Origin of the sequence: Enterococcus sp. DIV1368b, from assembly GCF_050529595.1 — a bacterium.
Taxonomy (GTDB): domain Bacteria; phylum Bacillota; class Bacilli; order Lactobacillales; family Enterococcaceae; genus Enterococcus_B; species Enterococcus_B mundtii.
The window spans coordinates 3,033,501-3,055,065 of the sequence record NZ_CP172883.1; the positions used below are offsets into that span (position 1 = coordinate 3,033,501).

A 21,565-nucleotide genomic window follows, 5' to 3' on the forward strand; every position below is an offset into this window, starting at 1 on the left:
TTTTCGTAAGTTTTTTTCATAGCTTGCGTTAAGTTTTTTTATTCCAAAAAAATATCGCTCCCGGTTTAAGAACAACCTAGGTGCGATATTTATTATCTCAATCAATTCTTTTTCGATAGATAAACTACAACGTAAATTCTTGTTTTAATACGCATAGAACCCGATACCTTCATATCTCCAACCCAATGGTGTCAACGAATCTCTCTCAGCTGAGCTTAGCGTATAATGGTGCGTTCCTATTGTTTCATTTGGATTAAACAAACGATAAATTGGTTTTGAACCACCTGAAAAGAAACTTAATCCTTCATATCTCCAACCAAGTGGCGTCAAAAAGTTGATTTCTGACTGAGCCATCGTATAATGATGATCCCCGTTATTTGGATTGTACAGACGATAAACCGGTTGCCCACTGTTTGGTGCTTGCCATGCAATCCCTTCATAGATCCAGCCAACTGTTGATAAGTGGTTTCTCTCACCCACATTCAAAGTATACAAATGCTGTCCAGTACTACGATTATATAAACGATACATTGGTGAAGTATCGACATTCGGTGTGTCATACTGAGTAAGATTGTATGTTTCAATCACGTTGTTTAGAATAGAACCATAATTAGGAGCTGTAGCATAGCGGCCCGTCAACCATGCTGTGGCATCTCGATAAGAAGAAGTATTACTTCTCCATGCACCTGAATAGAAGAAGACTCCTGGTTGGAAAGAAGTAGTCTTCAATACCGTCACATTATCTTGTAATGACTCTGCATAAGATGGATATTTACGAAAAGCTGCATTTACAGTAATCCATTGCCCATTGATAAACTCTGAAGTTGGCATCGTAACAGATTGTCCATTATAGCTACCTTTGATACCAAATAAATTATAATTTGGAGCAGCAGATAGCGTACTTCTGCCCCAACCACTTTCCACAATCGCTTGTGCAATCATAACTGAAGCATATAGATCATTTGCGTTAGCTAATGTTTGGGCACTTGCTGCAATACTATCTATAAATGCTTGTTGTGCATTAACAGAAGAACGTGCAGAAAAAGCTGATACCTCTGGACTTTCAAATTGTGATAAATCTGCTTGATGCGTATGCGTTAATTCATCTCCATTAGTTAGAGGATTCGTAATTACTTCTGTTTTTTCTACAGGTTCGCTAGTCTGTTCTGATCCGTCTGATTCAGTGGTTGCCGTTACTCCCTCGATTTGGGTTGAAACTGTTGTTTCAGTAGAACTCGATGTTATTGATTCTTCTGCAAGTACTACAAGGTTCGTAGATACTAAACTGCTTAGAACGATTGCACTAAATAAAATATTTTTTGCTTTCATTTCATTCTCCTTTTTCTCAATAATTTTATAACAGCATGTGCAATTATGAGAGATCAGATATATGTATCATCAAATCTTCAAAAAATTAATTTTATTACTCCATAAAAACCACACATTTTTAATTATACACAACTATATACCTCTTTTCAGCCACAAAATTATTAAGATTTACAAGTGGTAGAAATATTTAAATCAGGAAAACGTTTATGTCAAACCTTATAAAATAAATTAAAACAAAACAATAAATAGCTGAGATAACGCAAGCATGAAATTCCTTTAAACTAAAAAACTAACTAAACAGCACCATCAAAAAATAAGTCGAGAAACTAAAAATCAACAACTGACTCTTAGCTACTCGACCTATGTTTGATTTGAATTTTAAAAGAAAAACAACACAAATAATGAGTAAGAAAATGTTTTCTACAAACTCTACTTTTTACGTAAATTTGCTAGATACCTAACTCCCTTAACCCATCTTCTATCGAAGTCAATTTGCGACCTAATACTTTTTCAAAATCATCAGAAGTTACATCTAACTGATTGTTGCGAATATCATTTTGGATTGCAGTCGTCATTTCTGCACCACCTTGAGAAAATCCCGACGCTGTTAGTTTAGCTGTGAATTCATCTGCATCCAACGAAAGGATTTCTAAAGATTTCCCGCTTACTCTAGCAACTTGTTCTGCCAAGGCTTGATAGGTGATTGGTTTTCCAGATAATTCTAAGACCTCAGGATAATCCATTCCTGCTAATACTTTTGCAGCTACTTCTGCATACTCTCTCTTTAACGCCCAACCGGTCTTGCCTTCGCCAGCTGCATAAACAAACTGACCAGTTTTCAATGCTACTTCAATCAATGGCATCTCATTTTCTAGGTACCAGTTATTTCTTAAAAAGGTATGTTTGATACCAGATTCTTTGATGATTTTTTCTGTAAATTGATGGTCTGGAGCCAAGATACTGGTCGAATGATCTGCATCCGCAAAACTAGTATAGGCAATAAAAGAAACCCCTGTTTCTTTTGCTGCTTCTACAACATGTTGATGTTCAGCTTGTCGGTTTCCCGGTACACCTGATACAAATAATAGACGATCGATTCCTTGTAGCGCCTGTACCATTGTCTCGCGATCTGCATAATCACCGATGCGAACTTGAAGACCTGCTTCAATTAATTTCTGGGCTTTTTCTTCATTACGAGCAAGGACATAGATTTCCTCCAAAGGAACCAGTTTCTTTAATTCTTCTAAAGCGTAGCGTCCAAATCCTCCAGTTGCTCCTGTTACTAAATAAGTCATATTCCCACTCCCTATTGATTAATTATTTTTGTTCACATAGCTGTACATTTTTAAAATACACCATTATCATAAAGAGTATGCTAAGATAAGTCAAGAAATCAAGTTGAAAGGATGGATTTTAATGAAATATTCTCTACAATTAAGCGATGCAATTCATATCCTAGCTTATATCCACATATTTCAAGGAACTGATTTACTTTCAAGTGACATGATTGCAAGTAGCATTGAAACGAATCCAACAAATGTTCGAAAAATCATGAGTCAATTAAAAAAAGCAGACCTTATCCATACAACAAGTGGGAAACCAACACCCGTACTTGCGAAAGCTCCCGAAAATATCAATTTATTGGAAATTTATCGAAGTATTGAAGGTAACACGAATTTGATCCAAGTAGACCCAAAAACAAATCCGAATTGCGTGGTAGGCGCTAATATCCAAGAAGTCTTAGCTGCAACTTATTCTCGATTACAAAAAAAAGTGGAAGAAGAAATGGCAGTAATCACTTTAGATGGACTCATTAAACAGATTGTATTATCAGAAAAAGAGAAACGTCCAGAAAATCAGCCACTCGTGGAAAAATTCCTTTAGTTTTTAAGTAAATCGGAGTTACTTTTAGTTATCTAAAAATTAAAATAACAGTTTTATATTATTATTACTTTTATAATAGATTAAATAATCTTCGTACTGGAAAAAAATTGCTGTTTTCTTTTTATTTATTCGGTAAAATTAAACTATGAAGATAACTAAAGGAGGAAATATTATGAAAGATTGGAAAAACGGTTTTTGGGAATCTGATTTAGATCATGGCTATGAATTGTTTATTGAAAAACGTGTTCATGGATATTTGTTTACAAAAGAAAAAATCATCGCAAAAGTCACAGAAGAAAACAACAAGGAGTATGACGTACTTGTCCAGTTAACAGATGACGACCAATTCTATGGTCTGTCTTGCAGTTGCTCCCACGAAGACACAGGTCATTGTCCTCATGTCGTAGCTATCTTGTTCAAATATGAACAAGAAAAAGAGCAGGATAAAGCAAATGAACTGGTCAAGTTGATCTCTTATGCAAATGAACAAGATATTCAAGACTTTCTATTAAATGTTTTAAAAGAGAATCAAGAACTAACTCAACGATTCCAAGAACATACTGCAATCAAAAATATTGACGATTACGATAAAATGATTGTTATTTTAGAAAAACATACCCATTATTCTGGGAGCAACATTCATGATCGTACACTTCAAAACATCAATAAAGAACTGTCTGAATTTTTAAACAGTCTTATTGATACATCAATCGAAAAAAAGCAAATCCTTCATGCATTCGAATTAATGAACAGAATAGTGGAACACTTTGATTTATCAAAAGTACATAATGTAGAAAATGATATCAGTCTTATCATGCATCACTGTTATTCTCTATGGAAAAAGTTACTGAGACATGCATCCGAGCCAGAAAAACAACGAATATATTCTAAACTTTCGACCAAAATAAGTAGTGCAGGCCAATCTAGCTTTTATATCCAACAAATTTTACATGAAGAATTCCCCGAACAGTACTTTGATCAGGATCAGCAAAAACTTGATCAAACATCTGAAAATGGCGGACACTTCAACTATAAAAACAAACGACTTCTATCCATTCGCCAAATGGAAAATTTGAATTATACAGACAACCAAATTCATCAACGTGCACGTGAAAGCTGGCAATCTCCAACTATACGTTCACAATATATCGACTATCTGATGCAAAAGAGAGCTTATGAAGAAGCAATTACTGTTTTGAATGAAAGTATTGTATTAGATCAACACTCTTCTGATATGGTCACCTTGCATCGCTATGCATTAAAAAACCTCTATCATAAGTTAGGAAAAAAAGAGCTTTATGCGGAACAAATTTTACATCTCCTATTAGAAGGAGAGACCGTCGATATGAATTTGATTCATCAATTGAAAAAAACATATTCGATTGATCAGTGGGAAGAAGTACGAGAAAACTTATTTGAAAAATTAAAGTATCGTACAGACGTTGGATTGTTCTATTCGAAAGAAAGACGATACGATCTATTGTTGGATTATGTTCTCAAGTCACCTGGACTGGAAGAAGCCAGCCGCTATTTTTCTTTCTTAAGAAAGCAGTTCCCAGAAGCACTCCTTCAAAAATATGAATATGAATTACGCCGGATGGCTGCTGAGACGACTACACGTTTACGGTATCATAAAATGGCTTTGCTGATCGCCGAAATGGCCACCCTCCCTAGTAGCACGATCTCTGTTCAATTACTGATCAAAGAACTAAAAGAAAAGTACCCGCGCAGAAAAGCAATGCTAGAAGAACTAAAAAAGTTAGAAAAAACATATAAATAATCTAGCGATAGCGACCCTATTCACAGTCATTATTTCGAAAAGAGAGTGGGACAATAATCAGAAGAAAAGCTGATTATCGTCCCACTTTTTTTGCATATTTTTGAATTTAAGGAACACAAAAAAGCACACAACCTTGTATGATTAAAGTGACTAAACCCAATCAAAAAGGAGTGTGCCTTATGTTCAAAAATTATACCATTAATCAAACCACTTTACCACTAGATATGGAACAGTTTATTCCTGAAACTGATGTTGCGTTTGCCGTCAATTCTTTAGTTGAAGCAATCCCTCCACACCTCTTCAATGAATTAGAACAACAACTTGGGCGTCCTGCCTATCATCCGAAAATGATGTTAAAGATTCTTCTTTATGCCTATACCCAACGTGTTTTTTCTGGTCGAAAGATTGAATTTCTTTTAGACGATAGCTACCGAATGCGTTGGTTAGCCAATCACGAACAAGTTAGCTACCGCACAATCAACCGATTTCGAAGTGATGAGACAACCGCTCAGCTGTTAACTGAAGCCTTTGTTCTATTTCGTCGTCAGTTGATTACGAATCAAGTCATCGATAATGAAGCGATTTTTATTGATGGCACGAAAATTGAAGCGGACGCCAATAAGTTCAGCTTTGTTTGGCGAAAAGCAACTACTCGATACGAATGCGCTTTAGATGAAAAATCTGAAGCATTCTACCAAACCCTCTATCAAGAAGAGATCCTTCCTTGTTTAAAAGAAGAAGGGCAATCCGATGGATTGTCGAGCGACCAACTAGAAGAAGTCGCTCATCATCTCGAAGCTGAACTCCATGAAACAAATACACAATTAGCTCAAGAACAATCCCCAAAAAAGCAAAGTCAGTTAAAGAGAAAAAAACGAGTCTATAAAAAATACCTTCGACAAGTACAAGCGGATTACCTACCTAGAAAACAAAAATATGAACGATACCGTCGTCTCTTCCAAGAACGAAACAGCTTTTCTAAAACAGATACGGATGCCACTTTTATGCGAGTGAAAGACGATTATATGCGTAATGGACAGCTAAAACCAGGGTATAATCTACAAATTGCGACAGAAAACCAGTATATCTTAGCCTATGACTTATTCCCAAACCCAACGGACACTAAAACCTTGGCGCCATTTTTAGACAGTTTTTTAGAACAACATAAAGAGCTACCAGAATATATTGTAGCTGATGCAGGTTATGGGAGTGAACAAAATTATATGTATATCCATGATGTTCTACATAAAACACCATTGATCACCTACAGTACGTATTACAAAGAAAGCAAAAAGAAGAACAAGGAGAATCCGTTCAACATAGAAAATTGGCACTATCTGGAAGAACAAGATGAGTATATTTGCCCAGCAAAGCGACCTGTCCCGTTCAAAGGCTATAGTCGGAGAAAAGATAAAGGGGGCTTTGTCCGAGATTTCAAAGTGTATGAATGCGAAGATTGTCGAGCTTGTCCAGTCCGGAGTCAATGTACCCGTTCGAAAGGCACACAAAAGCGGCAGCTTCTAGTGAATAATTCTTGGCGCTATTTTAAAGCAGAATGCAAAAAGAAGCTTTTGGAGGAAAAAACCGGTTCGATTTATCGTCGGCGAAAAGTCGATGTCGAACCAGTGTTTGGTCATCTAAAGGCTCACTTAGCGTTCCATCGTTTTCACTTACGAGGAAAACAAGGAGCGACGATTGATGTGGGTTTGGCACTTATGGCATTAAATCTGAGAAAATTAGGGAAGTACATGGAGAGAAATGTGCGAATAAAAACAAAAACGAGTCCAATTTTGACAAAACACATCAAATTTGGACTCATTTCTATTTTTGAGGAAGGACTAATGTCCCACTCTCTTTTTGTATAGACGCTTATAAATAAATTCGTTGATTTCCTATATTTTCCTAAAAAAGAAAAAGCATTTCAACCACTTTTAAATAACATGCCGGTTCATCTGTCAATCAAATCCAACCGGAATTGATTGGGCTGGTTTACTGGTTGCTTGCTTCACGTCAGTCTCCCACTTGCTATAGATATCTAAAAATCTCATTTCTTCCTCATCACTATATCCTTCAAAAACAACTTTATCGATATTTCCATGATCAAAAAAAATCGTTGTTTCAGGATTTAATCCTGAGGGGTAAAGTACTGCCATATAGTCTGCAAATATATCTTTTTCCGTCTGTTGATCTGTATATATAGCTCCTCTTCCAACGATAACTAATTTTTGTAAACCTTCTTCAAGCAACACGACACTTCCTAATGGTAATAACTTTTTACCCTCATTCATCTTGCATTTCCTCTCTTTCGGTTCCTTTGATATGTTTGTTAAAATATTTCTCTCCGTACCATTCTAATTGTGTTTTCCCTTCAAAATTGCGGTATTCTTCTGAGTATTTGTGTTTATAATAACCGTGTAATAGATACGGGAAGAATAGATAGGCTTCGGCGATGATAAATCCTATATCAAACGCTAACCACATCGCTAAAATATTTATAAAACCTACCATATCTGTTCGAGGTGTATCTCCATCTGGAAAAATAAAATTCCAAATTATAACTATTATGACCACTATCCAGCCGTAATTCAGTACCATTTGAATGATTTTTTCTATAAAATCATCGACTTTATTTTTTTCTTTATCTTTTATATTAAGCATTTTTATATTTAAGGAATTACATTTACTTCTAATAACGATATAACCTACTATGGTTAATAAAATCAAAACGATTATCATCCCAATAGAAGTTAATAGTTTCAGAAACATAGTAATAAAAAATAAATTTACTGTCAGTATTAACCAAATAAGGTAATTGTTACAGGTGTTCATTGTAATAAAAATTCTTGTACTACTATTATTCTTATTTTTATATCTTGTATATAACCAGATAAATAAATACATAAAAAGAAATATCCAAAAAAAACTTTCTGTCAAAAAATTTATATCTGGTTCAGGAACAAGGCTATTTCTATCAGGATCTTTCATCCCTAATTCAGTAAATTTAACAAAACCATATTGTGCCATTATTAAAATTATTGATATAGATATTAATAAAAAACGCTTTTTCCCATTATATAATCCTCTTTTTTCAGTATCTTTTATCATATAATCGACTAAACGATCATCCAACAAGTTTAAGCTTTGTTCAAACGTCGCATTGAATAATTTTTTCATATTCTTCACCAATTAGAGTTAATCTCTTCTAATTTTTAAATATCTACTCCTTGTGTTTTTGTTGTTTCTTCTCTATCAGTTCCTTTGATGTGCTTATTAAAATGCTTCTCTCCGTACCATTCTAGCTGACTCTTCTTTTCCCAATTGCGGTATTGTTCTGTGTATTTTTGCTTATAATACCCCTGTAATAGATAGGGGAAATATAGATAGGCTTCTGCAAAAATTATTGCAATATCCATAGCTATCCACATACCTAACATACCTATGAATCCAACAAAATCTGTTCGTACTTCATCACTATTTGGAAATATGAACTTCCATATCATGACGATAATCACAACCATCCAGCCATATTTCATTGCTAATTTCATTACGTTATCTACCAGTATATCTACCCTGTCTTTTTTTCTCTCAACTTCATATAACACATATTCAATCGTACGTTTTTTACTCCTAAACACGACATAGCCTACTAGCCCGATTGAGCCTAGCACGAACAACATACCTAAAATGGTAAGGGGTTTAAAAAATACAGTTATGAATAAAAGATTCATCTCTATCACTAACCAAATGATATATAAGTTTAAGTTGAATTGACCTCTTATTCTTGTAAGGTAATACTCCCCTTTATCCCTAAAAATGAAAACTAAAATTAGCCAGATACAAAATAATAAATAAAACGACCACATTGGTAAAAAATTGATCTCTGGTGTAGGAACTGTACTGGGTCCTAGTTCTCCTTTACTAATTTTCGTGGATATTACGGCGATCAAATAATTGATTCCGATTAAAAAGACAAGCAATAGTACTCCTATCACTCTAGCAACTACCTTACCGCCTGTTGGATCCGGCAATTGATTAACATCTTTATTCATAAAAGTAACAAATGTATCATCACATAAATTTAAACTTTCCTCGAATGTTGCATTGAATAGCTGCTTCATTATTTTTATCCATTAACGCTAACCTCTAATAGTTTTACTGAAGATAGCACCTTTCCTATTGATTTTCCCACTATCTGAATATTACTGAACACACGTTTTACTGTGCTTATATTTTGTGTCACTGATTTCCCCATCTTTTTTGTGACATCACTTATAGCTTCAGACGCCTTATCGTGCAAACTATAAGCTCCATCTTTTGCACTATCATAGATATCTGGTTTAACAAATTGCACTAACTTGTTTATTCCACCTATAGCTCCACCAATTAGTGCACCTCCTACAGCTCCCGAAACTGTTCCCAAAAACGGAATAGGAATTGCGGTACCAATAGCCCCTCCTATTGCACTACCAATCGTCATTCCCTCTAACGGTCCAATACTCTTCACCATCTCTATTCCACCACCTATTATTCCTTTGCCAACACTTCCTGTTTTTCCATATTCATTCACAGCATTGGCGGCGAAAGTGACTCCTAATTGCGCATAAGTAGCTACTTGGCCTGCCGTTCCTAATCCTTTGGCGACACCCCAATTTTTAGCTCCTTGTATAAAGCGGGAGTTCTTTAAGCCTTCACTGACGTAGGTTTTTACAGGAGAGGTAAATTTAGTGAAATGTTGATAGGCCTTGCCTATCGTATCGATTTTAGGAATCCATTTTCCTTGAGCAACAGCTTTACCGAACATTTCATATTTTGCAAGACCGCTAAATAATTTATTTTTCATACCTGATGGTAGATGATTAGCAAGCATCAAAAATTCATCGTTGGATGCCAACTTGTTTACCAATGCATCAGGATAATTGCTGAGCAACATTTCAAGTCGTCTGATTGTATCGGTTTTCCCATCTTTCAGGGGTTGGACCAATTTTTCGATCTCCGCATACAGTTCTAAGTAAGCATTGTTTGAAGATTCTTCTAACAATGCTTGTCCGTTTGGTTTGTACTTCTCAAACCAACTCCCATCCACTCCTTTCGGCAATACATAACTACCGTCTGTCTTGATGGTTGTTTGATTCAAGACTAATACGCTTTGCATGGCGAGTTTCAATTCCAGCAGACTGTTATTGAACAGTCCACTGGTTTGGGTGTTAAAGGCATGCAGTTTTTGTTGTTTGCGTTGCAACTTGTAGATATCTTCTTGCAGGCTGTCCGCCATTCGCATCAAGTTTCGATGAAAATCACTGAGCATTTCTGTAATACCTGGTAATATGCTTGTATTGGCGATCTGCCTAATCGTCTGCGCGTGGTTATCGATCGATTGTTTAGCGAATGTTTTGGCACGAATCTGTCCGCTTAAATTCTCTTCGTCCAAGTATCCTTCACTGGCAATCATTTGATGTGCGGAAGAGTAAAGATTCAAGTCTGACTGAATCCCTTGTACCGCAGTGTTTACCCGATTGATCGTAGGAATGATCAACTCAGAAAACAGCCCTTTTCCAGCTTGATAAGCAGCTCCTGAGAGTTTTTTGCCATCAACCGCTTGAACAACTTGTTGACTACCTGTTCGTAGTTGGGTGATCGTTGTACGAGCAAGCGATAAATTAGTGGTCAGATTGCTCATTAAATTAGAAGACTCTGTGGCTGAATAGATTAGTCCCATCGTTTATTCCTTTCTTTCTGAAGTTCCATACGTTCTTCTTCAAGTTTTATCAAACCTTTTAAGTATTCTTGATCTAGTTGATGCTGTTGGGTTTCTACCAACTGCGTGAAGTAAGTTGATTTCCCTTCATTCTCATTTTGCTCCCAACGAGCAACTTGGCTTCCTTGAGATACTAATTCTTCTGTGAATTGTTGGATTTCTCGAAAGCTTTTTCGCATATCCATCTCTAAATAATGCATACATTGTTTTAACTGCTGTTTTTCTTTACTCAGACGCTCCAATCGTTGTTCATTGTTGCTGATTTTACGATCATATTCAGCGAGCAACTCTTCCTTTTCCATACTGACTCCTTACTTGAATCTTGATTGACTGTCTCTGACTGCGATTGCTTGAGCAAGCTGGGGAAATTTGTTTGCCTGTTCATTGACACAAGTAACTAGATTTGAAATATCGGTGAGTAGGTTGTTACTGACCTCTACGCCTGTTTTCATACTGCTGATCGTGCTCTTGCTTAAAGAACTTGTTTTGCTACTACTAACAGAAACATTTTTTATTCCTGATACGGCTGCTGTTGCAGTTGATTCCTGAGAAGCGATTTTCGTCATCTATTTTCTCCTTATCTGAATTGATAGAATGGGTCTTCTTTTAATCTCTCTTCTTCATTAATTTTTATGGTTTCTACAATCGGTACAGGTTGCTCCTCTTGCACGAGTAGTGGTCTAGTTGGCGCATCCTTAAGTTGTCTCAATAAATCGTCTAAAAATTCTTCATCAGCTTGGTTTTGGAAGCCTTCGAATAACACTTCTGTGATTTGATCCGCATGGATAGAAAAGACTTCTTGGCTTGGCACATCGCCAAACGGATGAGGGGCTACTCGATATCTCGATATCACTTTTTCTTCTTCATTTTTGGCGATGGCACGAGCAACAACAAAATAGAGCAGTTGGTCATCCTCTGTCCCTACCAGTCTTAAGATACTGCCTAGTGGCAAAAAAGGTGTGATCATTTCTTCTCTCATGCTTCTTCCTCCGTAGGAAACACCAAAGCTTCCAATTGTTCATCCTTCAAACTGTGTAGGACGTTTTTAGCAACTATTGCGTTTTTTTCTTGATAAGAAAGATTTTCAATAAATAATTGATTTTGTAAGCTTCCACCAAATAAAATATGGTCGATATTTTCTTTTACGAACATAGTGATTCCGCCAAAGGTATTGCCCACTTTCGTCATATGATCGAGAAAAACAAATTGTAAATGGTCGTTTCCGCCACTTAGCAGAGCGGTAACTTCCTCAGGGTTCAATGTTAATTTATCGATCAAGTCTGCAATACCATTGATAATGATGATCCTCTTGCCAGTTTCATTTGTTAAGAGAGCTTCTAGAGCCGTTTTTAGAGCTGTTGGTTCTTCCGTGAGGCATGAACGGTCCAAGTATAGTGAAACTTTCGGCTTTGCTGGTTCGAGTGTTCCATTTGCATCGATCAACACCACTTCTTCTTGTCTTTCTTGACAAATTTGTTGAAGTAGCCAAGGCATCATCGCACGAAGTTGCTTATTGGATTTGAAAAAGATCCCTAATCTCATTCGCTGGAACAAGTCGAATGATTCTACTGAAGAAGTGGCTTTGTTTAATCCCAAATACAGTGTGTGGTCGTCTTGTTCAAGGTAAGAAGCAAAACTTTTTTGCGTTAGGTTTTCTGGTACCATTGGAATTTTATCTGGGCGTTCGCCTGTCCAAGCTTGATTGATTTCTATAATTTCTTCTTCCAGATTTTGGAGTAATTCAGCATCATTTTTCCCATTAATCGGCAGATAAACCTGAATGGTAGTTGGCGTAGAAAGTAAGACTTGTCCGCGCCCATTGATTGCTTCAGGTGACAAAGCATTTCTGCCCATGACCATGTTTATTTCATTTTCATCGTTTAAATATAGCGTGATCTTAGTGGCAATATTGCTCATCATGTTCGTCCGAATACTTCCTGCACGATTCGCGGTCATCACAAGAAAGACACCCAAACTGGCTCCATCTCTTAGTAATTGAAGAAGCACTTCATCGATTCTATCTTTGCGCTTATCTTCCAAGCTCAGGCCATCATAACTATCGAGAATGATTCCTAAGATCGGTAATTTCTCTCTTGTTCTTGTTTCGTATTGCGTTAGATTCGCGACACCAGCTTGCTTGAACAAATTTTTGCGCTCTGCCAATAATTTTTCGATGCGATCAAGCATTTTTTGCAGTTTTTCATCTTCTTCCAAAGTCGCTATATCCGCAATATGGGGTAATTCCTTGAGTACTAATAAGCCATTATTCCCAAAATCGATTAAATGAAACTGAATCGTTGCAGGAGTATTTTGACGGGCAAGGTTCATTACAAGTGTTTGCAACACTGTTGACTTCCCATAGCCTGGACTAGCTACGATCAATGTGTGACTCGCTTCTTCGAGATTGAAGGTATAATTCATTTGTTTTTGTTCAGAAGGAATATCTAAACAACCAAATGGGATAGCTAGATTACGAACTTCTGACTGTTTTATTTTTGGCGTCATAATCTGCTTATCTAAGTTCGGTAGCCACGGCTTATCCGGCAATTTGTAGGTAGAATCGGCAAAGGTTGTCTTGATCTTATCAATCACTGCTTCTAATTGTGTTGGCAAATCTCGTGTATCTTTTCCTTGAATGATTTCGATATCTGGATCATAAAGCAATTCTAACTGGCCCAATTCATTGATTTTGAATACCCGTTCATCGATCACTTCTTCGATCAATTGTTCTGGATCATATGGAACCCCCGCATAACCACTTTGAAATAATTCATACACCTCATTTTCGCCAATTTTCAAATAGCCTCGTCCAGGATTCGTGATTTGTGCGGCATCTGGCGTTTTGAGTAACTCATTCGAGTCTTGGACACTCGCCATTTTCAAGGCAATTTTACTCGTACTATTGGCTTCGATCTGATCATTGACTACCCCAGAAGGTTTTTGGGTGGCTAAAATCAAATGGACACCTAATGAACGTCCGATTCGGGCAACAGAAGTGAGCTCATCTAAGAATTCTGGAACATTGGCTTTAAGCTCCGCAAATTCATCCGAAACTAAAATCAAATGGGGCAAAGGTTTTTGTGGATAAACAACGTCTGGTTTTGGGGTCTTTCTTTGTTTATACAAGGTCATGTAGCCGTTGATATTATTTACGCCATATTTGGCAAACTCTCTTTGACGTTTCGCTAGCTCTGCTTTGATGCTTGCTAAGGCTCGCGCAGTTCCAGCACCATCCAAATTAGTGATTGCGCCCATAAAATGGGGCAAATGATCTAAGGTATTGGCTATTCCGCCACCTTTCCAGTCAATAATCAACATGCCGATATCTTCTGGCGAAAAATTGATTGCTAAACCGATCAAATAAGTCGTTAAAAATTCAGATTTCCCTGAACCAGTCGTACCACCAACTAAGGCGTGTGGTCCATGGACTCGTTCATGTAGATCCCAATAAACCAAATCTTTTTTTCCACGCCAACCGATTAATGAGCGAATCGATTTATTAGGTTCAGCAGTAGCCCAGCGATTTGAAATCGCTAGTTCTTCAACTGTCTTGACCTCATATTGTTCCAATAGACTCAAGCTGTCAGGTACCGCATTTTTCTCTACTTCCACATGATGGAGATTCGCCAAACGCCGAATGGCTTTTTCGATTGGATAGGTTGTCGGCAAATGATTGGGAATAAAACGCTGGTTGACATATTCATTGTTCTGATTGATCAACGTTGCTGCCTCATTGCTTTGATATTCAATTAAAGTAGTCGTTGTTTCGGGCAACATATTCAACGTTTCTTTTCCCCAAATGACCGTAATGCCATAGTCTCCTAAATTTTCGGCTAAAAACTCGTTCAAACCATGACCTGCCAACCAACTTTCATCCAAAATCGAAAAAACATACTGTGGCTGAAAGTGTACCTTTTCATTACCCGCTTCACGTACTTGTTGTTTTCTTTTTGCCACTATTTGATAAAAAGAATTCAAGATCATGTCTCGACTTTGGGGGGTATGCACCATTCCTCTTAGATTTAAAGAACGGATTTTATTATGAGGTAACCAACGCCATTCTCGCCAATGTTGTTCGTACTCTTCCGACGGGATCAGTGTAATGAATTCGACGTCTCGATAAGAATGCAACACACATAACTGAAATAATAGGAGTTGTAATGCTGTTCGCAAAATACTAGGTGTTCCTGCTAAGCCAACCGTCTGTTCCAAAAGTGAAACGATGATCGGGGCATCTCCAAGTTGTTTGTAGGGGCTATTAAGATGCTCAAACGCTTCATTACTCAGTTCATCCTCTTCTACCGGCTGGAAGTTTGTGTGAAAACTAGCATTGATTTCGCCGATTCCTAAGCGGACAGTCAAAAAATCTTCGTTCACTGTCATGCGTTCATAAATCCTCGCATGATAATCTTTAGCCATCAATGCTAATTCATTCAGTGCGGGATTCATATATTCTAATGCTGTTTTTTGTGTTTGCTGTAAGACAGTAAGCTCTGACTTTTTTTTGATCATATACTGACGGAAATGCTCTTCTCTCATGTGATTTTTTCTGTTGATTTCTTTTTTGTTTGTAAAATAACTCGATACAGAAAAACCGGTTGTAAGTAAACTAGCGCCTCCCATACTGATCAACATAACTGGATTGCCCCCGCTCAAAAAACTTGTAGCACCGCTCAAAACAACCATACCTAACGGTGGCACGATGGTTTTCAACCACTCATTCTTTCCTTCATTAGATTTCTGCTTAGGTGATTGGATCTCTATTTTTTCTTTTGGCTCTTTTAAATGGATTCTTGGACTACGCCTAAATGCTGGAAAATTTTCTGGATACTCGGGAATGTAGGGTTCTTCGAGCAACTGCCAAGGGTCCAACTGTAGCTGATTTTTTAAATCTGAGATCTTTAATTGTTTCTCACGCATCTCAATCATGAGATAATCAATGATCAATTGATCACCTACAGAAAATGGAAATACACCTTTTTCTACACGTTGGTGATTGTAATAAATCTTGGCTTTACTAGGATAGATTTTTATTTGATAGTCATCAGTACTATTACGATTAATAAAAATCAAGGCATCCGAATCAATACGGATTGCCGAATCTTGTGCATTTGATAGATAGACGCTTTCCCTTGGCTTATTGACGATCACCGTTTTCAAATTTTCATGATGAACGAGGAGAAACTTTTCATCCTTGACTACTTCTCCTCCACAAAAAAGCTGTCCGTCTTCACAGTAAAGCGTTTGATTGTCCAGTATTACTTGATTGTTTTTTTCTGTTATTTGTTTATGAATAAACGTCGAACCAAAGTAAAAAAGGTCATAAAGAACTGAAACGGAATGTTGGATTTGATCAGTTATTGAAATTGGCTTAGTTTGCTTCATTACTATCCGTCTCGCTTTCTAAGATTTCTAAGTACTTATTGATTTCTTCCTCATAACTCGTTAATAACTCTTGCTTCTTCTGACCACTCATTTTGTTGTTTGCTCGCGTCGCATCGTATAGTTTGGTATAGGCATGTAAAATGTATTGATGATCGCCGAGGTTTTGTGCGATATCTAGTGATCGATCAAAATTTCCCCGTCCGATATAGATCCAGTAAAGCAACGTATTCTCATTTGATTTTTGGGAAATATTATTTAAGATCGCTGTCTTTTGCTCATTCGACAAATTATCCAGCTGTACAGCGCTGACTGCAGCAACATATTGAGCGCCAGAAGGGAGATCTTCGGGTTTATCATCTTTTAATGTGGTTAAAACACCAGCGTAATTATTAGCAATATATTGCGTTTCAGCAGAACTGATCCGTTCTTGTGCGGGAAGTTTATCAAACGCATAGATGCCTGTCGTAAGCGCTAAACCTATTGTTGAAATGCTTAATAAAAGCGTGCCCCACTTAAACATAAAATAGCTTTTTTTGTTCACCATTTGAATTTCTGATGCACGTTTCGTTTTCTGCTGTACGACTTGTTCGCCAATCATGCGGTCGATTTCTGCGACACTGTTTGCTCTTTGGATTCGTTTAGAAAACTCGTCCTTCAATGTGCCATTTCCTTCAATCAGTTGCTCATAATCGAACTTAGGATGTAAAATTGTCAGGATCAATGCACGATATTGCTTCAAAAATTCTTCTTCGGTTATTTCATAAGGAATAATTGAATGCGCAAAACCTCTATGTGCTATGATGATTTCTTCTCCAAATAGAAATAGATTGGCTGGATGGATGAAAGGCTGGATTGGGCTACTCAAAAACTCGGATAAGAAATTGATTTTTTGTGCAAGTAATAATCGTTGAAAAAGTTCTGTTCGTTTAAGGTACTCTTGCAAAGAATAGATTTGTTTACTTTTCTGGTATTGAATGACGAGTTTTTCCTCTGAAGATTCTACGATCTGTCCAGAGAGTAAGTGCTTTTTCTGTGTTAAGAATAGTTGATACTGTTCTAAACGATCGAGTTGGTATTGCTTAGCATTCAGTGTCACTTTGACAGCATCAGTTGATGTCTCAATCATGATCGTTTCAGAAATATCTTTTATGTGGGTCACGTTCGTTCCTCCGATTTTTGTTGAGATTCATAGATCAGTAAATGATCGCCTTCACTTAATGGATAATCTGCCACATATGCCTCTTCCTTTAAGCGGATCGGTTTATTTAATACCACTAAGTCGAACGCATCTGGCAAGGACGAACCATTTTGTATGAAAGATTCCTTTAATAATTCTTTTAATCGTGTAATCGTTACTTGGATCGGGATCTGTAAGTCAATGATTTCTTCTTTGACTTGTAAACTTATCCCAATTGCTTGATTTTTTTCCAACTACAACAGTCCTTTAATCATTTTTGTATTTCTGCTGTGAAAACTTTTTACCAAGATAATTGCCTCCAATAGTCAGTAAAATACTTCCTAGTAGAAGTAAGATCCACAAAACAATCCTTCCCTGGATAGCTGTGTGATTGGGGTTAGCTGACGACTGATGTCCTACAGACATTTGCCCTTCTTTGAATAATTGGGGTGTAATTGTTTGTTCAAAGACCTGTGGCTGTGAAGTTGCTTCCGACACAAAGACGAGGTTCTGAGCAGTGGAAATCTGTTGTCTTTGTTGTTGGACACGTTCTTGGTCTAATTTTGTTTTATCTTCTAAAAATAAATCGTGTACTATAAATGTTGTTTCATGATCTTCGATGCCTTCCCTTTCTTGGTAGATCACATGGTTATTGATAGTGAGTGTACTTGCCAAAACTGTGACATTCGGGTGACTTAAAAATAGTGAAACTACCAACAAAAAGAAAAGCCCCCCTATTTTTTTCTGAACCATTTTATACCTCCGTTTATTCATTTGACCGTTCTTTCTTCTCTTCTGGCCGGACAATAAAATTCAATATCACTCCAAATATCAGGAATAGAACGAGCAATAGATAACTTCCCCAACCGATGAGACCCTCATTCATCAACACAGTAAAACCGTTTTGAATATTCTGTAAAGGTGATAGACGATAGAGCCATTCTGTCAACGAGCCATTTTTGATTGCTACGCCCAACAAAGGAGTCAACATGAAGAACAAGCCAAAAATCCCACCACATAAATACAACGTGATTTTTTTGAATTGGCGCATGAACCCTAAAAGAATCAATTGACCACTAGCAAAGACTAAAAATGCATAAACGAACCAAACAAAAGAATGGGCGGCTCCTGATACTGTGGTCGTTAAAACGCTGTAAATAAGTGACAGAACTAACGTTACGCTGAGTACCGCCACCATATTAGGCACGTTTTTCCATATACGGTTCGGTGTGACTAACAAATCGACAGAAGTCACTACACGTTTTTTCATCACGCTAGATAATTGAAAGGATACTAACAGAATCATAAAGCCTCCAATCAATGTCACGTAGTAAGGAGTCAGTGAGCTTTGTCTTGTTTGACCAAAGCTTCCTTGTCCTAAAATCGGACTTGCTAGAAAATTAAAGACCTGGGGATTATCTGCCCCTCCATTCCTTGTATTCGAAAGGACTTCACTAAATGATTCGGCATATGTTTGATTTTCAGAAACAGTCTGTGCCGATTCATCAAGAGAGGTACTTAGATTACTTAAAATAGTGGTAGCATTCTCTTGTACTTCGATGGTCGATTCTTTTAGCTGATCGATCGTAGGTGTGATATCAGCTACTTCTGCCGCAGATTGACCGGTAACTTCAGCTGCTGCTTTTGAACTTGCCATCAATCCTTGCATCGTTTGGATCAGACTGGCTGTTTGAGCTTCAATCAGGGCGTATTCATTTTCTTTGGGATGTGGATTTTCTTCTGAGATGACGGATTCCGCTTCTGTTTGTGCCGTTTGCTGCCAACTGTCGTATACTGCATGGATTTGTTGATTCGCAGAGGCGAACCAGTGGTTTAATTTGTCCGCTTCTTCCATAAATGTTTGTGGCAATGTCATTAGTTGCAAGGTACCGTACAAGGTTGGTTTTAGTTTTTCAGGTTCTCTAGTCCCTGGAGAACCAATGACTGCTTGTAATGCAATGATTTGATTCTCGGTATCGCTATACAACTGATCCCCTGTTTTTTTGTATTCCTGATACAGTTGTTCGCTGATCATCGAAGGTTTGTCACTTTCCTGAAGATTGTTATATAGCCAGTAGATTGAACGAGAATCAGCTAATTCAATAAGGGATCTCCCCGTATTTTCTGGTTGATCGATCATCTGTCGGTATGCGGGTATCGTTATAGAATGGTGCGGTGCACCAAATAGCGTGACAATTTGTTGCGCAGTCGTACTTAATAGTTGAAACTGTTCCAAGATTTGTGGCACATCGTCGATCAATGGCTGATCCATCGGAAGATAGACTGAGAATTCCCTCGTTTGTTGTACGTGTCCATTGATTATCCATGTGTAAAACACTTGATTGTATGAAGTAGTCTGTTGTTCTGGAGTCAACTGCCACTTTAAAGGAATGCTTACTTCAAAGTTCAATTTATCTGGTAGCGAAGGATATTCTATACGCTGGTGCTCTTCTTCCGTTTCTTCTTCCGTTTCCTCCTCCGGTTCAATCGTCCAAGGTTGTACGATTGTTAATGAATAATCTGTATCTACTCGGATCGCTGTTTCATAGTTGTAGGGTGCCAGTAACTGATTCAATTGATTTTCCATTTCTGTAACATCATATGTTGGATCAAAAAAGAGCATCCCTTGCTGCTCTTCTTCTGTTTGTATCGAGAGGACCGTGTCTTGTTTTAACTCAATTGACATCTGTTGATTGGTGGTGGGTAAAGAAATCGTTGCATCATGTTGCGCTTTCGGTTCAAGATAAGCAAAAGAAGCTTCACTTCCGATTGGTCGGTCAAAATCGTGGGCATAACGTGTAACAATCGCTAGCTCATCATTGAAAATAGCGGCCTGATCCTGACTGATCACTGCTTGATTTTGTAATTCAGTTAATAATTGAGCTAAACTATCCACCGAGATCTGGGGCAAAGTCTCCTCGATAACTGATTGATATGCCCCATCTAATTTGGGTCCATTACTTTGATTTGTCATCAATTTGATAATCGCATTTTTAACTTGATCTTCTGTCGCAGTTACAGGTGTACTTGTCGGATCATTATAATACGCATTGGCAATTTGACCTTTTAAGCGTTCTAGCTGTGCTACCTGACTCTCCAACTCAGTAATTTGTTGTTGGATCTCTTCAATGCGTGTTTGTTGATTGGTTTGAAACGCCGTTGCCTGGGTTAAGAAATCCCAATAGATACCGAAACTATTTTGTTCATTTTGAGTATAAAAATTGCTAAACTGAGCTGAAATTGCATCATTGAACAAGTCGTATTGATTTCTATAGTCAACTGTTGCGTTCTCCCACTGAGTGGTTAATTGATTTTTTTGTAAGGTGACTTGTTGATTGAATTGATTGATTGCTTCAGTGATTTTTTCATTCGCTTCTTTTGTATAATCAACAATTGTCTCCTGAACATTTTCTGTCTCTTTGTAGGTCTCTTCTAAACTTGAATTATTGCGCTCCAAAAGAGATTGTACCGAATCGACAAAGGCTTGTTGCTGTGCCTTGAATGCACTATTTGTTGTATCTAAAATACTAGTTGAGTCTAATACACTCGCATAGTTGTCTGGAATATTTTGGAATGGCTGATAGATACTATTTTCTAGATTTTGCTGATAATTGCTATGTGTATTCGTCATTTTATTCACGTTTTGCTGCGCTTCAGAGAGATTTCCTACAATACTGGAAAAATACATTTGCACAACACGCTGATTGAAGTTTGTTAAAATCTGATTCACTTGTTCTTCGATCATTTGGTTGGTTATTTCATTTTGTCCATCCCGCACTTGATATTCGATGACCGCTTTTTCTGGATTGATGCTTTGTAAAGATAATAGTTTTTCCGAAAAATCTTGGGGAATAATGATTTTTGCATCGAATTGGCCGTTCTCTAGTCCTGCTGTTGCAATATTACGCGTAGTCGTTTCCCAACGATTGGTGGAATCTTTATTGATCAGTGTCACAAAATCGGTTCCTAACAAGTACTGCTGACCTTCAAAATCTGCTCCTCGATCCTCATTCACCAAAACATATTGCATTTTTGTCGTCGGGCTGGCGGTGCTCGTGATGATACTCTTTTCTTTAAAGCCGATATACGCAAAGAAAAGAAGCAAAGATAAACTTGCGATGACCGCAAGGATAAATGGCTGCTTTTGCTTCAAATGGTTTTTCAAGTTGTTCTCCTCCTTCTAAAAGAGCATGGGGTCAGAAGTGACTTTCCTGTATTTCTACCTTTAAAAATAAGCGTCAAAATCCAAAAATAG

At 37.4% G+C, this 21,565-nt stretch carries 17 protein-coding genes; 3 read left to right on the top strand and 14 right to left on the bottom strand.

Going from position 1 to position 21,565, the window contains the following annotated elements; translation table 11 throughout:
• Positions 1–144: 144 nt before the first annotated feature.
• Positions 145–1,329, bottom strand: coding sequence for a glycoside hydrolase family 73 protein (locus IGJ19_RS13930; RefSeq protein WP_071866521.1), 1,185 nt, complete (start codon positions 1,327–1,329; stop codon positions 145–147).
• Positions 1,330–1,778: 449 nt separating this feature from the next.
• Entirely contained in the window at positions 1,779–2,624 is an 846-nt protein-coding gene (locus IGJ19_RS13935; protein ID WP_071866520.1) for an SDR family oxidoreductase, read from the bottom strand.
• A 121-nt stretch (positions 2,625–2,745) separates the two neighbouring features.
• Here IGJ19_RS13935 and IGJ19_RS13940 point away from each other — a divergent pair, with 121 nt between their 5' ends.
• From IGJ19_RS13940 to IGJ19_RS13950, 3 genes are all read left to right on the top strand, one after another.
• Positions 2,746–3,213 (top strand): Rrf2 family transcriptional regulator, encoded by a 468-nt coding sequence (locus tag IGJ19_RS13940; protein WP_066025859.1) that lies wholly within the window; start codon positions 2,746–2,748, stop codon positions 3,211–3,213.
• 172 nt (positions 3,214–3,385) lie between these two features.
• Positions 3,386–4,993: an SWIM zinc finger family protein gene (locus tag IGJ19_RS13945; RefSeq protein WP_430604229.1), complete on the top strand. Its 1,608-nt coding sequence runs from the start codon at positions 3,386–3,388 to the stop codon at positions 4,991–4,993.
• Between the two features lie 179 nt (positions 4,994–5,172).
• Positions 5,173–6,858 (top strand): IS1182 family transposase, encoded by a 1,686-nt coding sequence (locus IGJ19_RS13950; protein ID WP_430604230.1) that lies wholly within the window; start codon positions 5,173–5,175, stop codon positions 6,856–6,858.
• Positions 6,859–6,948: 90 nt separating this feature from the next.
• On the opposite strand, the gene IGJ19_RS13955 is transcribed toward IGJ19_RS13950, so the two are convergent.
• The 12 genes from IGJ19_RS13955 to esaA are packed head-to-tail and all read right to left on the bottom strand — an operon-like array spanning position 6,949 to position 21,475.
• Positions 6,949–7,281 (bottom strand): DUF4176 domain-containing protein, encoded by a 333-nt coding sequence (locus tag IGJ19_RS13955; protein WP_430604231.1) that lies wholly within the window; start codon positions 7,279–7,281, stop codon positions 6,949–6,951.
• Positions 7,274–8,167, bottom strand: a complete 894-nt coding sequence (locus IGJ19_RS13960; RefSeq protein WP_430604232.1) for a DUF4176 domain-containing protein — start codon at positions 8,165–8,167, stop codon at positions 7,274–7,276. The genes IGJ19_RS13955 and IGJ19_RS13960 overlap by 8 nt, the downstream gene beginning before the upstream one ends.
• 35 nt (positions 8,168–8,202) lie before the next feature.
• A complete protein-coding gene (locus IGJ19_RS13965; RefSeq protein ID WP_430604233.1) occupies positions 8,203–9,111 on the bottom strand; it encodes a hypothetical protein in 909 nt (302 codons plus the stop codon).
• Positions 9,112–9,116: 5 nt separating this feature from the next.
• A complete protein-coding gene (locus IGJ19_RS13970) occupies positions 9,117–10,709 on the bottom strand; it encodes a hypothetical protein (RefSeq protein ID WP_430604234.1) in 1,593 nt (530 codons plus the stop codon).
• Positions 10,700–11,050, bottom strand: coding sequence for a hypothetical protein (locus IGJ19_RS13975; protein WP_430604235.1), 351 nt, complete (start codon positions 11,048–11,050; stop codon positions 10,700–10,702). The genes IGJ19_RS13970 and IGJ19_RS13975 overlap by 10 nt, the downstream gene beginning before the upstream one ends.
• A gap of 9 nt (positions 11,051–11,059) precedes the next feature.
• Positions 11,060–11,314, bottom strand: a complete 255-nt coding sequence (locus IGJ19_RS13980; protein ID WP_071866513.1) for a hypothetical protein — start codon at positions 11,312–11,314, stop codon at positions 11,060–11,062.
• Positions 11,315–11,325: 11 nt separating this feature from the next.
• Positions 11,326–11,727 carry a DUF4176 domain-containing protein gene (locus IGJ19_RS13985; protein WP_108173512.1) on the bottom strand — a complete coding sequence of 134 codons (402 nt, stop codon included), beginning with the start codon at positions 11,725–11,727 and terminating at the stop codon, positions 11,326–11,328.
• Positions 11,724–16,133, bottom strand: coding sequence for a type VII secretion protein EssC (gene essC, locus IGJ19_RS13990; RefSeq protein ID WP_430604236.1), 4,410 nt, complete (start codon positions 16,131–16,133; stop codon positions 11,724–11,726). The genes IGJ19_RS13985 and essC overlap by 4 nt, the downstream gene beginning before the upstream one ends.
• The gene (gene essB, locus IGJ19_RS13995; RefSeq protein ID WP_086335481.1) at positions 16,120–17,292 is read right to left on the bottom strand and encodes a type VII secretion protein EssB; all 1,173 of its coding nucleotides are present in this window, start codon (positions 17,290–17,292) and stop codon (positions 16,120–16,122) included. The genes essC and essB overlap by 14 nt, the downstream gene beginning before the upstream one ends.
• Complete coding sequence (locus IGJ19_RS14000; RefSeq protein WP_430604237.1) at positions 17,289–17,564, bottom strand: type VII secretion protein, YukD family; 276 nt, start codon at positions 17,562–17,564, stop codon at positions 17,289–17,291. The genes essB and IGJ19_RS14000 overlap by 4 nt, the downstream gene beginning before the upstream one ends.
• Positions 17,565–17,577: 13 nt before the next feature.
• Positions 17,578–18,063, bottom strand: coding sequence for a hypothetical protein (locus IGJ19_RS14005; protein ID WP_142433078.1), 486 nt, complete (start codon positions 18,061–18,063; stop codon positions 17,578–17,580).
• A 13-nt stretch (positions 18,064–18,076) separates the two neighbouring features.
• Positions 18,077–21,475: a type VII secretion protein EsaA gene (gene esaA / locus IGJ19_RS14010; protein ID WP_430604238.1), complete on the bottom strand. Its 3,399-nt coding sequence runs from the start codon at positions 21,473–21,475 to the stop codon at positions 18,077–18,079.
• Positions 21,476–21,565: the final 90 nt, after the last annotated feature.

Bases quoted from the DNA above. Each gene is read 5' to 3' on its own strand.
- IGJ19_RS13955 (WP_430604231.1), bottom strand. From the start codon at position 7,281: ATGAATGAGGGTAAAAAGTTATTACCATTAGGAAGTGTCGTGTTGCTT.
- essC (WP_430604236.1), bottom strand. From the start codon at position 16,133: ATGAAGCAAACTAAGCCAATTTCAATAACTGATCAAATCCAACATTCC.
- IGJ19_RS13975 (WP_430604235.1), bottom strand. From the start codon at position 11,050: ATGGAAAAGGAAGAGTTGCTCGCTGAATATGATCGTAAAATCAGCAAC.
- IGJ19_RS13930 (WP_071866521.1), bottom strand. From the start codon at position 1,329: ATGAAAGCAAAAAATATTTTATTTAGTGCAATCGTTCTAAGCAGTTTA.
- IGJ19_RS13970 (WP_430604234.1), bottom strand. From the start codon at position 10,709: ATGGGACTAATCTATTCAGCCACAGAGTCTTCTAATTTAATGAGCAAT.
- IGJ19_RS13965 (WP_430604233.1), bottom strand. From the start codon at position 9,111: ATGAAGCAGCTATTCAATGCAACATTCGAGGAAAGTTTAAATTTATGT.
- IGJ19_RS14005 (WP_142433078.1), bottom strand. From the start codon at position 18,063: ATGGTTCAGAAAAAAATAGGGGGGCTTTTCTTTTTGTTGGTAGTTTCA.
- IGJ19_RS13980 (WP_071866513.1), bottom strand. From the start codon at position 11,314: ATGACGAAAATCGCTTCTCAGGAATCAACTGCAACAGCAGCCGTATCA.
- IGJ19_RS13960 (WP_430604232.1), bottom strand. From the start codon at position 8,167: ATGAAAAAATTATTCAATGCGACGTTTGAACAAAGCTTAAACTTGTTG.
- IGJ19_RS13950 (WP_430604230.1), top strand. From the start codon at position 5,173: ATGTTCAAAAATTATACCATTAATCAAACCACTTTACCACTAGATATG.
- IGJ19_RS13940 (WP_066025859.1), top strand. From the start codon at position 2,746: ATGAAATATTCTCTACAATTAAGCGATGCAATTCATATCCTAGCTTAT.
- IGJ19_RS13945 (WP_430604229.1), top strand. From the start codon at position 3,386: ATGAAAGATTGGAAAAACGGTTTTTGGGAATCTGATTTAGATCATGGC.
- IGJ19_RS13985 (WP_108173512.1), bottom strand. From the start codon at position 11,727: ATGAGAGAAGAAATGATCACACCTTTTTTGCCACTAGGCAGTATCTTA.
- IGJ19_RS13935 (WP_071866520.1), bottom strand. From the start codon at position 2,624: ATGACTTATTTAGTAACAGGAGCAACTGGAGGATTTGGACGCTACGCT.